The sequence below is a fragment of the Xenorhabdus griffiniae genome, from assembly GCF_037265215.1.
GTDB classification, from domain to species: domain Bacteria; phylum Pseudomonadota; class Gammaproteobacteria; order Enterobacterales; family Enterobacteriaceae; genus Xenorhabdus; species Xenorhabdus griffiniae.
On the sequence record NZ_CP147737.1, the window covers coordinates 456,971 to 473,116 of the forward strand.

The following is a 16,146-nucleotide window of genomic DNA, read 5'->3' on the forward strand; positions in this document are numbered from 1 at the left end:
AATGATTTTTTTATTTTGCTTTTCCTTGGTTGTTAGTGGTTATTTATAAACATAAGCACTTTATTTTATCTGAAATAATTTCATTTGAATACTAATGTTAAATGGAGAAATACTGCAGGGACTTAGTGTTCATGCCAATAGATATATTCAATAGATCCATTTTTATTTAGTTATGGAATTCAGCGTAATAAAAAATTGATGTAGATCAAAAACGCTTATCTAAAAAACAGGGAAAAATGGAATGCCTTTTTATGGTTCATCAAATGAATCATTTATTCCGTTGTCTGGGAAATAATTGCCACATCATTTTTTGCTGTGCGGTTATTAACCGGACTATGACATCCAGCGCCTGAGAAAAATATTGTCTGAGTATCTTTCGATGCTTGGTATGCCCGTTGTTATTTCTCCTAAAAGTAAAAGAAAAATATTTGTGACGGCGGCTGGGAATAACAGTTTTCAAATATCCGATAGATTCGTTGAGGTAGTAAGTAAATGAAAGACAGTATTACCAGCACGGAAAATACCCTTAAAGCGGGGTTGCTGGAAACTTGGAACGCCACGGAAACTCCCTATCCTGACCATGTATGCATTCATCAGTTGTTTGAACAACAAGCAGAGAAAACCCCGATTGCCACCGCATTAATCGCTGGCGATCAGACTCTGAGCTATGCGGACCTGAACGCCAGAGCCAACAGATTGGCTTGCCAACTGATTGAACAAGGGGTTTGCCTGGGTGACCACGTAGCGATCTTGTTAGAACGCTCAATTGAACTGGTGGTGGCTCAGTTAGCTATCTTTAAGGCGGGGGCGGTTTATGTCCCTGTCGATCCCAATGTACCGGATGAGCGGAAAAACTGGCTGATAAACGATTGTGCCGCCAAATTACTGCTAACGGATATGCAGACGGCGATCCCCGCTGAATTGCTTGTCCCGCGGTTCCGTCTTACCGGCGAGACAGAGCCGATTCAGGCAGAAGATCACTGCAATCTTGATTTATCGGGAGCCAGTGCCGAACCCGCGTATATCATGTACACCTCTGGTTCGACGGGGACACCAAAAGGCGTCATCGTGCCTCATCGGGCTGTGGTCCGGTTGGTTATCAATAATGGCTATGCTGATATCGAACCTAATGACCGGATTGCCTTCGCCGCTAATCCCGCTTTCGATGCCAGTACCTTTGAAGTTTGGGCGCCGTTGCTTAACGGTGCTGCGCTGGTGGTTATTGATCATACTACGTTGCTGACACCGCGGGATTTTGTTCAGGCGTTACAGGCGCATCGCATTACGGTTCTGTGGATGAGTGTCGGGCTGTTTAACCGGCTGGCGGAGGAACTATCCCCAGTGTGGCCTCAGCTTAAAATACTGCTGGTGGGAGGGGATGTCCTCGATCCGCATATCATTGCTCAAGTGCTGCGTAAAAACCCGCCACAAAAGTTATTGAATGCCTACGGTCCGAGTGAGGGAACCACGTTTACCACGACTTACCCTATTCACGGCTTAACATCGGGTACAACTTCAATTCCTATTGGTCGGCCTATTGCCAACACCCGAATTTATTTGCTGGATACTGACGGCCAGCCGGTGCCATTGGGGATGACCGGTGAGATTTATATCGGGGGTGACGGAGTGGCCTGCGGTTATCTCAATCGCCCTGAACTGACTGCTGAACGCTTTCTCCCCGATCCATTTAGCAATAAACCGAATGCACGTATGTATCGCACCGGCGATTTAGCCCGCTATCTGCCGGACGGCAATCTTGAATTTTTGGGCCGTAACGACCAACAGGTGAAAATCCGCGGTTTCAGGATTGAACCGGGAGAAATTGAAGCTCGACTGGTGGAGTATCCGGCAATACGTGAAGCGGTGGTGCTGGCGTTAGGAGAGGGACAAGACAAACAACTGGTTGCCTATGTGCTGACCCAAGAGAGTGACGGTTTGGCTGTTCGCCTGCGTGAACACCTGAGTGCGCGGTTGCCGGATTATATGCTACCGGCGGCCTTTGTGCGTCTGGATGAATTCCCATTGACGCCGAATGGTAAATTGGATCGCCGAGCGTTGCCAGCACCAGGGGAGGATGCCTTCGCCCGTCAGGTTTATGCCGCACCGTTAGGAGAAAAGGAAATTATTCTGGCGACCCTTTGGCGCGAATTACTGGGTATTGAACGAATAAGCCGACATGATAGTTTCTTTGCGCTGGGCGGTCACTCTTTGCTCGGTATCCGGATGATTGAACGCCTGCATAACCTGGGATTGACACTGGCCGCCCGTAACCTGTTTCAATGTCCGGTGTTGTCAGAACTGGCCCAGGCATTGGAACAACATCAGGCTGTAGTCGTACCGCCGAATGTCATTACCCCAGCGACCACCGTGCTGACACCCGCAATGTTGCCACTGATTGATCTGTCCCAGTCTGAGATTGACAACATTGTTGAACAGGTGCCGGATGGGATCGCTAATATTCAGGATATTTATGCCCTGTCGCCGTTGCAGGACGGTATCTTATTTCACCATCTGCTGGCGAAGGAAGGTGACCCTTATCTGTTGGCCTACCCGATGATTTTTTCTGACCGGACGCTGCTGGATCGCTATCTGGCAGCCGTGCAACAGGTGGTTGATCGCCATGATATCTTGCGAACCGCATTTATCTGGCAGGGATTACCTGCACCGGCGCAGGTGGTTTGGCGTCAAGCGCCTTTATCGGTCACTGAACTGACTCTGGATCCGGCTGATGGGCCAGTGGGTGAGCAATTGGCTCACCGCTTTGACCCACGTCAGTACCGTTTTGATCTGAGTCAGGCTCCATTGTTGCGCTTTGTAGTAGCACAAGAAACAGTAGCACAAGAAACAGCAGCACAAGAAACGGATGGCCGCTGGCATGTGCTGCAATTGCAGCATCATCTGATTGGCGATCATACGACAATGGAAGTGATGCACCGCGAAGTGCAAGTTTGTCTTGCCGGGCAAGATGACAACTTGCCAGTACCGGTGCCTTTCCGCAATCTGGTGGCGCAGGCTCGATTGAATGCCAATCAAGCAGAACATACCCGTTTCTTTACTGATATGTTGGCTGACGTGGATGAGCCGACGCTGCCGTTTGGTCTCACCGAAGTGCATTGTGATGGTTCGCAGGTTACACAATCACACCGGATGTTATCGCCGGAATTAAACAACCGTCTTCGTCAACAGGCAAAACGTCTGGGCGTCAGTGTAGCAACATTGTGTCATTTAGCTTGGGCGCAGGTGTTGTCGCAGACCAGTGGTCAGGAAAAAGTGGTGTTTGGCACGGTGCTGTTTGGGCGTATGGCGGCGGGGGAAGGGGTTGATAGCGGCATGGGGCTGTTTATCAATACCTTGCCGTTGCGACTGGATATGGATGATACACCGGTGCACGACAGTGTACGGCTGGCACAGTCTCGGTTGGCCGGATTGCTGGATTATGAGCATACTTCACTGGCGCAGGCCCAACGTTGCAGTGGTGTAGCGGGTGGCACGCCACTATTTAGCGCCCTGTTGAACTACCGACATAATGAGCAGCCGCTGATACCACATGAGGTTGTACCGGGTATCGAATTTCTGGGTGAACAGGAGCGAACCAACTATCCGTTAGTGCTGTCGGTAGAGGATGGCGGTTCTACTCTGGGGCTGACTGCCCAGGTAGTACAGCCATTTGAGCCGGATCGGGTATGTGGTTATATGCAACAGGCGCTGACCAGTCTGGCAGAAGCGCTAGAGCAAGCACCAGAAACACCGGTACGGGAACTGAACATTTTGCCTGCAACGGAACGTACGTTATTGCTGGAAACCTGGAACGCAACTGAAACACCGTATCCTGGGCAGTTATGCATTCATCAGTTGTTTGAACAACAAGCAGAGAAAACGCCGGTTGCTACAGCGCTGATAGCGGGAGATCAAACCCTCAGTTATATGGAACTGAATATCCGTGCTAACCGGCTGGCTCGTCAGTTAATTGAGCAAGGGATTTATCCGGGGGAACATGTTGCGCTCTTGTTAGAGCGATCTATTGAGCTGGTCGTGGCTCAGTTAGCTATTCTCAAGGCGGGTGCGGTGTATGTCCCGATAGATCCGGGTGTACCGGACGAGCGGAAGAGTTGGTTGATAAAAGATTGTTCAGCCAAATTGCTGCTCACCGATATGTGGACTGATATTTCGGCTGACCTCCTGACTGTGCCGATATTTCGTTTCTCTGGTGAGATGAGTACCATCAGGGAAGAAGATCGCCTCAATCTTGATTTACCCGCTTCCAGCACGGGAGCGGCGTATATCATGTATACCTCTGGCTCTACTGGTACACCAAAGGGCGTGGTAGTGCCTCATCGGGCGGTGGTTCGGTTGGTTATCAATAATGGTTATGCTGAAACCGGACAGGCTGACCGAGTAGCCTTTACCGCTAACCCGGCTTTCGACGCCAGTACCTTCGAAGTCTGGACGCCTTTGCTCAATGGTGGCGCGCTGGTGGTCATCGACCACGCGACCTTATTGACGCCACAGGCGTTTGTTCAGAGTTTACAGGTTCACCGGATCACTGTCCTGTGGCTGACGGTTGGATTGTTTAACCGACTGGCAGCGGAGTTGTCTGCGGTTCTCCCACAGATCAATATCTTGATTGTCGGAGGGGATGTTCTAAATCCGCATGTGATCGCTCAGGTCCTGCGTAATAGCCCGCCTCAGCAGTTATTGAATGGCTATGGACCGAGTGAGGGAACGACGTTTACCACGACATACCGTATCACTGAATTGCCGGAAGGGATGACAAAACTTCCCATTGGCCGACCCATCGCTAACACACGCCTCTATTTATTGAACGCTTATGGCCAACCAGTACCACTGGGGGCGATCGGTGAGATTTATATTGGTGGAGACGGTGTTGCCTGTGGTTATTTGAATCGACCTGAACTCACAGCTGAACGCTTCCTGGTTGATCCTTTTAGTGATAAACCGGCGGCGCGCATGTATCGAACCGGCGATTTAGCCCGCTATCTGCCGGATGGCAATCTGGAATTTTTTGGCCGTAATGATCAGCAGGTCAAAATCCGTGGTTTTCGGATTGAACCAGGGGAAATTGAAGCGCGCTTGAAGGAGTACACTGCGGTGCGTGAGGCTGCGGTGCTGGTGTTAGGTGACGGGCAGGACAAACGGCTGGTCGCCTATATCATAGCGCAAGCAGATGATGGATTAATCAACAACCTGCGTGCCCACTTAAGCGCAATCTTACCTGATTATATGGTGCCGGCGGCTTTTGTACGTCTGGATGAATTCCCGTTGACGCCAAACGGTAAGTTGGATCGTCGGGCATTACCGATGCCGGGGGAGGAAGACTTTGCCCGTCAGGTTTATGAAGCGCCACAAGGGGAAGTAGAAACGGCATTAGCGACTATCTGGCGTGAGGTGTTAGGGGTTGAACAGATTAGTCGGCATGACAATTTCTTTGCTCTGGGGGGCCATTCGCTGTTGGCGATGCGGGTGATGAACCGTGTCGCGGCTTTAGGTGCCGAACTGCCGCTGACTACATTGTTTAAATCGCCTGTCTTGCTGGCTTTTGCTAAGGTGGTTGATGAGCATCTTTATGAACAAAGTGGGGCATTGCCTGCCATCACTCCGACACCCCATGATAGAGCGCTGCCCCTGTCGTTCGCACAACAGCGTCTGTGGTTCTTGGCACAGTTTGAGGGGATGAGTGATACCTACCATATTCCGTTAGCACTGCGTTTACGGGGCCAGCTTGATATTCATGCCTGGCAGCAGGCGTTGAATCACCTGTTTGCGCGCCATGAAGCATTACGTTCCATTTTTATCACGGTAAATGAGCAGCCACAGGTTGAACTCCTGCCGGCGGACTTTGGTTTGCCGATGAAAAAATACGATTTACGTAAAGTGCTTGAGGTGGATGAACAGCTTAAACGTTTGTGTGAGCAGGAAGCTAAAATGCCGTTTAATCTTGCCTGTGATCCCTTAATTCGTTCTGTTCTGATACAACTGGCTGACGATGAGTATGTCTTCCTGCTGACCCAACACCATATTGTGTCTGATGGCTGGTCTTTAGGAATATTGAAATCAGAACTAAATGCACTTTATTCAGCCTGTTTAAACCAACAACCTAATCCATTGCCGCCGTTGATGATCCAATACCCTGATTATGCGGCATGGCAGCGTCAGTGGCTTTCTGCAGAAAGGATTCAGGTTCAATCCGATTATTGGCGCAGGGTATTGGCTGACGCGCCAGTTTTGCTGGATTTGCCAACTGATCGACCACGTCCGCCTGAACAGTTGTTTGCCGGGAACCTGTGGCCTATCAATCTGGACGCAGAGTTAACAGCATCTCTTAAGCGTCTGAGTGAACAACAGGGAGCCACGTTATTTATGACCTTGCTATCAGCCTGGTCAATAGTTCTGTCGCGTCTGTCAGGTCAGGATGATGTGGTTATTGGTACACCTTGTGCCGGTCGCAGTCGTTGGGAAGTAGAATCCTTGATTGGTTTCTTTGTTAATACCTTGGCCTTGCGTATTGACTTATCGGGTGAGCCTAATGTGGCGGAGTTACTGGCGCGTGTGCGGAAAACCGCGCTGGCGGCACAGGAGCATCAAGATTTGCCGTTTGAACAAGTGGTAGAAATCGTACAACCACCGCGTAGGCTGGCACATACCCCGTTGTTTCAGGTGATGTTTGCCTGGCAGAGCAATGAGATTGTGGAATGGCGATTGCCGGGGCTGACAATTTCACCGTTCGAGCAGGCCCTTGATGTCGTTAAATTTGATCTTGAACTTAACTTGTTTGAAGAGGAAGAGCGGATTGTCGGTTATCTTGGTTACTCAACCGCTTTGTTTGATCAATCGACAATCGAACGACACGTTGAATATTTGCACACAATACTGCAAGCGATGGTCGCGGATATTCAGCAGCCAGTCGGGGAAATGAATATTCTGGCACCCGTAGAGCGCCAGTTGTTGCTGGAAACCTGGAATGCAACCGTAGCACCATATCCTGAACAATTGTGTATTCATCAGTTGATTGAACAACAGGTAGAGCGAACCCCAGATGCGATAGCGGTAAGGTATGAAAACCAGGCGCTCAGCTATGCTGAATTGAATGCCCGTGCCAACCGATTAGCACATCAACTGATGGCATTAGGTGTCATCCCCGATCAACCCGTAGCCATTTGTGTGACCCGATCACTGGAGAGGATCGTGGGATTGCTGGCGGTGTTGAAAGCGGGCGGGGCATATGTGCCATTAGATCCGGCTTATCCGGGCGAACGTCTGGCTTACCTGCTGACTGATGCTGCGCCAACAGTTTTGCTGGCGGATCATATTGGACGGGCTGCATTGGGTGAAGAAGCACTGACGACGTTAACTGTACTCGATCCAAATACTCTGCCGGATCAGTCAGACAATAACCCACAGATCCCTAATCTCACCTCACGGCATCTGGCGTATGTGATCTACACATCCGGCTCCACTGGCAGACCGAAAGGGGTGATGATTGAACATCAGAGTCTGGTTAACCTGACGCTGGAACACATTGCTCAGTTTGATATTGGTGTCACCAGCCGGATGTTGCAGTTTGCCTCATTTGGCTTCGATGCCAGCGTCTGGGAAATCATGATGACGTTGGGCAGTGGGGCTATGCTGGTTATTCCGACGGAAACAATCCGGCAAGACCCGCACCTTCTCTGGCATTATTTGGAAGAGCAATCGGTGACGCACGCTTGTTTGACACCTGCGCTGCTGCGGGATGGTGCGGATTTACCCATGCTGACGATAAAGCCGACCGTGATACTGGGCGGTGAAGCACCTAGTCCGACGCTAATCCAGACATTAAACTGTCAGGCCACGCTATTCAATGCCTATGGCCCGACGGAAATCACCGTTTGCGCTACCACCTGGAATTGCCCGTCAGACTATACAGGGGGATTAATTCCCATCGGTAGACCGACAGTGAACAAACGCGTCTATCTATTGGACAAACATGGTCAGCCGGTGCCGCTGGGCGCCGTAGGTGAATTACATATTGGCGGTGTTGGTATAGCCCGAGGCTATCTCAATCGCCCTGATCTGACGGCTGAACGTTTCCTGACGGACCCTTTTAGCCAGATACCGGATGCACGGATGTACCGCACCGGCGATTTGGCTCGTTACCTGCCGGATGGCAATTTGGTATTTGTTGGCCGTAATGACCAACAGGTTAAAATCCGTGGCTTCCGAATTGAATTGGGAGAAATTGAAACTCGGTTGACTGAACACCCGTTGGTGAGTGAAGCATTGGTCGTGGCGTTGGGTGATGGACAGAATAAACGCTTGGTGGCTTATGTGGTGGCACAAACTGATGATGGATTGGCCGCCAGTCTGCGTGAACATTTGAGTGCGCGGTTGCCGGATTATATGGTGCCGACGGCTTTTGTACGTCTGGATGCGTTTCCGCTGACGCCAAACGGTAAGCTGGATCGCCAGGCGCTGCCCGCACCAGGCGAGAAAGCCTTTGCCCGTCAGGTCTATGAAGCCCCGCAAGGGGAGATAGAAATAGCATTAGCGGCCATTTGGTGTGAATTGCTGGAAGTTGAGAAGATCAGCCGGCACGACAGCTTCTTTGCTCTGGGGGGGCACTCCCTGTTGGCAGTGCGGATGATTGAGCGTTTGCGGTGTATGGGGTTGGGTATCTCGGTACAAGCGCTATTCCAGCATCCGACATTGAGTGTGCTGGCTCAGTCTTTGTCTCAGCATTGTGAGATCAAGGTGCCTGAGAACCGTATTACACCGGATACGTCCGTGTTAACACCGGAGATGTTGCCGCTGATTAACCTCAGTCAGGGTGAAATTGACTGTATTGTTGATCAGATATCGGGTGGGATGGCTAACATTCAGGATATCTATGCCTTGTCTCCGTTACAGGATGGCATTTTATTCCACCATTTGCTGGCAAATGAAGGCGATCCTTATCTTCTGTTAACCCAACAGATGTTTGCCGATCGGTCTTTGCTGGATCGTTATCTGGCCGCCGTTCAACAGGTGGTTGATCGCCATGATATCCTGCGAACCGCTTTTATCTGGGAAGGATTATCCGCTCCGGCTCAGGTGGTTTGTCGTCAAGTTCCCTTATTCATCACAGAATTGACACTCAATCCGGCTGACGGCGCGATCAGTGACCAACTATTCCAACGCTTTGATCCGTGCCAGTATCGTATTGATCTGAGTCAGGCACCGTTGTTGCGCTTTGTTATTGCACAGGATATTGATGGCCGCTGGATCTTGTTGCAACTGTTACATCACCTCATTGGTGACCATACCACGCTGGAAGTGATGAACAGCGAAGTGCAGGCGTATCTTACCGGATGGGGAGACAGTTTGCCTGCGCCAGTACCTTTTCGTACTTTGGTCGCTCAGTCGCGGTTGGGGATCAGTCAGGAAGAACATACCCGCTTCTTTACCAATATGCTGGCGGCGGTGGATGAGCCTACGCTGCCATTCGGATTGACGGAAGTACACCATGACGGCTCACAGGTGACAGAATCGCACAGAATGCTGCCGCCTGCACTGAATAACCGCCTGCGTAATTTGGCTCGGCGTTTGGGCGTCAGTGTGGCGGCGCTGTGCCATTTGGCCTGGGCGCAGGTATTGTCGCGTACCAGTGGTCAGAGGCAAGTGGTATTTGGCACAGTGCTGTTTGGGCGTATGCAGGCTGGCGAAGGTGCCGACAATGGCATGGGGCTGTTTATTAATACCTTGCCGTTACGGTTGGATATAGATGAAACTCCGGTGCGAGAGAGCGTACAGGCTGCCCATAACCGATTGGCAGGGCTATTAGCGCATGAACATGCATCACTGGCGCTGGCTCAACGTTGCAGTGGGGTAGCGAGTGGGACACCGCTGTTCAATGCGCTGTTAAATTATCGGCATAATACCCAGCCAATCACATCAGATGAAATCATCAGCGGAATTGAATTCCTTGGGGCACAAGAACGGACTAACTACCCGTTTGTATTGTCGGTAGAAGATGGTGGTTCCGATTTGGGGCTGACGACTCAGGTAGTGCAACCTTTTGATCCAGAAAGGATATGCGGTTACATGCAGCAGGCTCTGGAGAGTCTGGTAGAAGCACTTGAACAGACGCCAGAAACGCCGGTACAGATGTTGGAAATTTTGCCGGAAACAGAGCGCACATTATTGCTGAAAACCTGGAATGCGACCGAAACACCCTATCCTGATCAACTGTGCATTCATCAATTGTTTGAACAACAGGTGGAGAATGCCCCGGATGCCACGGCATTGGTCTATGAAAACCAAGCCATTAGCTATGCGGAATTAAATATCCGTGCTAACCGGCTGGCTCGTCAGTTAATTGAGCAAGGGGTTTATCCGCGGGAACATGTTGCGCTCTTGTTAGAGCGATCTATTGAGCTGGTCGTGGCTCAGTTAGCTATTCTCAAGGCGGGTGCGGTGTATGTCCCGATTGATCCGGGTGTACCGGACGAGCGGAAGAGTTGGTTGATAAAAGATTGTTCAGCCAAATTGCTGCTCACCGATATGTGGGCTGATATTTCGGCTGATCTCCTGACTGTGCCGATATTTCGTTTCTCTGGTGAGATGAGCACCATCAGGGAAGAAGATCGCCTCAATCTTGATTTACCCGCTTCCAGCACGGGAGCGGCGTATATCATGTATACCTCTGGCTCTACTGGTACACCAAAGGGCGTGGTAGTGCCTCATCGGGCGGTGGTTCGGTTGGTTATCAATAATGGTTATGCTGAAACCGGACAGGCTGACCGAGTGGCCTTTACCGCTAACCCGGCTTTCGACGCCAGTACCTTCGAAGTCTGGACGCCTTTGCTCAATGGTGGCGCGCTGGTGGTCATCGACCACGCGACCTTATTGACGCCACAGGCGTTTGTTCAGAGTTTACAGGTTCACCGGATCACTGTCCTGTGGTTGACGGTTGGATTGTTTAACCGACTGGCAGCGGAGTTGTCTGCGGTTCTCCCACAGATCAATATCTTGATTGTCGGAGGGGATGTTCTAAATCCGCATGTGATCGCTCAGGTCCTGCGTAATAGCCCACCTCAGCAGTTATTGAATGGCTATGGGCCGAGTGAAGGAACGACGTTTACCACGACATACCGTATCACTGAATTGCCGGAAGGGATGACAAAACTTCCCATTGGCCGACCCATCGCTAACACACGCCTCTATTTATTGAACACTTATGGTCAGCCAGTGCCACTGGGGGCGATCGGTGAGATTTATGTTGGTGGAGACGGTGTTGCCTGTGGTTATCTTAATCGGCCTGAACTTACAGCTGAACGCTTCCTGGCGGATCCTTTTAGTGATAAACCGGCGGCGCGCATGTATCGAACCGGCGATTTAGCCCGCTATCTGCCGGATGGCAATCTGGAATTTGTGGGGCGTAATGATCAGCAAATTAAAATCCGTGGTTTTCGAATTGAACCGGGGGAAATTGAAGCTCGGCTGACAGAACATTTTGCGGTACGTGAAGCGCAGGTATTAGCGCTGGGTGATGGGCAGGATAAACGTTTGGTCGCTTATGTGTTAGCAGAATCGCATGGCGGATTGGCAGCGAGCCTGCGTGAGCATTTGAGTGCCCTGTTACCTGATTATATGGTGCCGGCGGCTTTCGTCTGTTTGAGCGCTTTCCCGCTAACTTCTAACGGCAAGTTGGATCGTCGGGCATTGCCAGCTCCGGGAGAGGAAGACTTTGCCCGTCAGGTGTATGAAGCGCCACAAGGGGAAGTAGAAACGGCATTAGCGGCTATCTGGCGTGAGGTGTTAGGGGTTGAGCAGATTAGTCGACATGATAATTTCTTCGCGTTGGGAGGGCATTCATTGATGGCTGCGCGAGTGATGAATCGTGTAGCCGCTTTCGGTGCTGAGCTTCCGCTTGTTACCTTGTTTATGGCACCTACTCTGGCTGCTTTTGCGGAGAGAATTTACGCACAATGTAATGAGGATAGTGACAGGTTGCCTGAGATTACTCCGGTATCTCGCGAGAGTGCTCTGCCACTGTCGTTTAGCCAGCATCATTTGTGGTTCATTTCGCAGTTTGAAAGGGTGAGTGATACTTACCATATTCCTGTAATACAGCGTGTGCGTGGTCAGTTTGATATCGCTGCCTGGCAGCAGGCGCTGAATGCGTTGTTTGCCCGCCACGAAGCCTTGCGTTCTGTCATTGTGACGGTTGACGGCCAACCCCAAGTCAAGCTATTACCGCCTGAACCCGGTCTATCCATGAAGCAATATGATCTGCGTGGCGTACCTGATGCGGATGGACAACTTAAACGTTTGTGTATGGAGGAGTTTGGGCGATCGTTTGATCTTGCACAGGGGCCATTAATCCGCTCCAGTTTGATACAGCTGGCGGACAATGATTATGTATTTCTGTTGATCTTACATCATATTATTTTTGATGGCTGGTCTTTGGGAATACTGAACACAGAGCTAAGTGCCCTCTATACAGCTTTTGTGACCGGTCAACCTGATCCACTACCGCCGTTGATGATTCAGTATCCTGATTATGCGGCATGGCAGCGTCAGTGGCTTTCGGGTGAGCGCTTACAGTCCCAATCTGACTGTTGGCGTACCATGTTGGCTGGTACACCGGTACTGCTTGATTTACCAACCGATCGGCCACGTCCCCCCCAGCAATCGTTTATAGGGAGTTCATTGCCTATCAATCTGGATGAAGTGTTAACGAAATCCCTCAAGCGCCTGAGTGAACAGCAAGGGACAACGTTATTCATAACCATTCTGTCAGCTTGGGCGATGGTTCTGTCACGTCTGTCAGGCCAGAGTGATCTCGTTATCGGCACACCTTTTGCTGGCCGTGGTCGTCAGGAAATTGAATCCTTGGTGGGTTTCTTTGTCAATGTATTGGCTTTACGTATCGACTTATCGGGCACGCCGGATGTGGCGGAATTACTTGCGCGTGTACGGCAAACTGCGTTGGCAGCACAGGATAATCAGGATCTGCCGTTTGAACAGGTGCTGGAAATTGTGCAACCACCGCGCAGACTGGCGCATACCCCGCTGTTTCAGGTGATGTTTGCCTGGCAGAACAATGAGAGAATAGAGTGGAAATTGCCAGAGCTGGAAGTCTTGCCGGTTGATCAGGGTTTTGATGTGGTTAAGTTTGATCTTGAACTTAACCTGTTTGAGGAAGAAGGCAGAATTGCAGGTACTCTGAATTATGCAACGGCCTTGTTTGATCAACAGACAATCGAGCGGTATGTGGGTTATCTGCACACCGTATTGCAAGTCATGGTGGCTAATCCACAACAACCCGTCAGGGAAATTGATATTTTGTCGCCGGCGGAACGTAAGTTGTTGCTGGAAACGCGGAATGCGACGGAAATAGCCTATTCCGAGCAAATGTGTATCCATCAGTGGGTTGAGCAACAGGTGGAGAAAACCCCAAATGCTACAGCGATGAGACATCGGGAGCAGATCTTCAGCTATGCGAAACTGAATGTTCAGGCCAACCGACTCGCTCATCAGCTTATCTCTCTGGGGGTAGTACCGGATCAGCGGGTGGCGATTTGTGTGACCCGTTCGCCAGCGATGGTGGTGGCGCTATTGGCAGTACTGAAAGCGGGTGGCGCCTACGTACCACTGGATCCCGCCTATCCGGGTGATCGTCTGGCGTATATGCTGAATGATGCTGCTCCGTTGGTAGTACTGGCGGATAATATCGGGCGTGCTGCATTGGGTGAAGAAGCACTGGCGAAATTAACCGTACTTGACCCGAACACTCTGTCTGACCAACCGGATAACAATCCGCAGATCCCAGCGTTAACTCCACGGCATCTGGCCTATGTGATTTATACTTCTGGCTCGACCGGTATGCCGAAAGGAGTGATGGTTGAACATCGTGGGTTGGTCAACCTTATCCGAGATAAAATCAGCCAGTTTGACATTCATTCTCATAGCCGGATGTTGCAATTCGCCTCATTTGGTTTCGATGCCAGCGTCTGGGAAATCATGATGGCATTGTGTGGTGGTGCCACCTTGGATATTCCTGTCGACGCGGTTCGTCAGGATCCACTCCGCCTTTGGCATTATCTGGAAGAACAGGCGGTGACTCATGCCTGCCTGCCACCGGCTTTGCTCAGGGATGGCGCAGATTTACCAGAGATAAACATAAGACCAACGTTGATACTGGGCGGAGAAGCTCCTGGTGCGGCGCTACTTCAGTCACTGTGTGGCCGTGCCACGCTGTTCAATGCCTACGGTCCGACAGAAATCACGGTATGTGCCACCACCTGGCGTTGTCCGGCAGATTATATCGATACATTAACGCCTATCGGACGTCCGACAGCCAACACCTGTGCTTATCTGCTGGATGATTGCGGCCAGCCGGTTCCACTGGGAGCGGTCGGCGAGTTGTATATTGGTGGTGATGGTGTAGCACGTGGCTATCTCAATCGCCCTGATCTGACGGCTGAACGTTTTCTGACGGATCCTTTTAGTCAGATACCGGATGCACGGATGTACCGCACCGGTGATTTGGCCCGTTACTTGCCGGATGGTAACTTAGTATTTATTGGCCGTAATGACCAGCAAGTGAAAATTCGGGGATTCCGTGTTGAGCCGGGTGAAATCGAAGCTCGGCTGATGGAGTACCCGACCGTGCGTGAAGCTATCGTCCTGGCTTTGGGTGAGGGGCAGGATAAACGTCTGGTAGCTTATGTGGTGGCACCGGCGGATGATGGCCTGACAACCTGTTTGTATAGCCATTTGAGAGCACTGTTGCCTGACTACATGGTGCCGGCTGCTTTTGTCCGTCTGGATGCATTTCCGCTAAGTCCTAACGGTAAGTTGGATCGTCAGGCACTGCCGGAGCCTGATCAGAATGCCTTTGTTCATCAAGCCTATGAAGCGCCGCTGGGGGAGGTTGAGATCGCAATGGCTGCTATCTGGCGTGAATTGTTGGAGGTTGAGCAAATAGGCCGATATGACAATTTCTTTGCGTTGGGGGGACACTCGCTGCTTGCTATGCGGATGATAAACCTTGCCGCAGGTCGTGGTTTGATGTGTACATTGAATAACCTATTCCAATTCCCTGTGCTGGCTGAACTGGTATCAAAAATCACATTAGATCCACTGTCCCAGCCGCAAAGCAGCGCGATACCTGTGCGACCCTTCGGAACGGAGCCGCCGTTATTCTTTGTGCCTAGTGGTATGTACGATTACTCCTATGTCTTTGGATTAGCAAAACATATTCAGTCGGACTATCCGATTTATGCCCTGCCCTGGCCGTCCATCAATGACGAGGCAATATCGGCTCTTGAGGAGTTGGCTGCCAAAATGATCACCTTTATGAAGGCTGTTCAACCGGAAGGCCGATACCGGATCTACGGTTACTCTTCTGGTGGCGTACTGGCCTATGCCATTGCCCAGCAACTTTTAAATGCCGGTGAGACCGTCGATTTTCTGGGTTTGATTGATACGCCGGCTCCTCACTGCTTCAAGCAGCAGGTTATTCAACCAAAACTCCACTTTCTTGTTGAACTGGCAAAACAGTCGGGCGGGGAACATGAAGAGGAGATTGCTGTATTGCATCAGAGAATTGATAAACTGAATTTGGTGCAATTTATTGCCGCAGCGCAGGAATTGGGACTATACCCGGCAAACCTGCATCCTGACTTGATCGCAAGACGTTGGGAACAGATGGGAAATTATGTGCAAATGGTCAAAGAGTATGAACCACAAACATTGGCGATAACGCTCCACCAGTTCTATGCGACAGAACCTTATCCGCAACTTCCTTTCGTTACGGGATCCGCATTACCTTCTTTGAGTATGGAACCGTCGTTAGGCTGGAAGCAGATCATGCCTGATTATTTGCTCCAGCTAATCTCTGTACCAGGTGATCACTTTAGCCTGATGGAGGAGAGTAAAAATAAAGTCATTTTGGCTAAAACCTTAAGTATGGCGTTGGCAACGACGTGTGAAGCGGAGGCGGTGTAATGTCAGTGATAATATCAATATAAATTAGCCTGATTATTGTGCGCGAGACCAGCATGGTTGGTCTCGCCTATTTTTTTGGATTAATGTAAATAGCGTTTCAAAATGATAGGCGTATTTCTTACCCCGCACGGAGCGCGGGGTAAGAAACGCCAACAT

At 50.6% G+C, this 16,146-nt stretch carries 1 protein-coding gene; it reads left to right on the forward strand.

Annotated elements, in window-relative coordinates; all coding sequences use genetic code 11:
• The first annotated feature begins 537 nt into the window (after positions 1-537).
• Positions 538-15,990 (forward strand): amino acid adenylation domain-containing protein, encoded by a 15,453-nt coding sequence (locus WDV75_RS02050; protein WP_420497525.1) that lies wholly within the window; start codon positions 538-540, stop codon positions 15,988-15,990.
• Positions 15,991-16,146 lie beyond the last annotated feature (156 nt).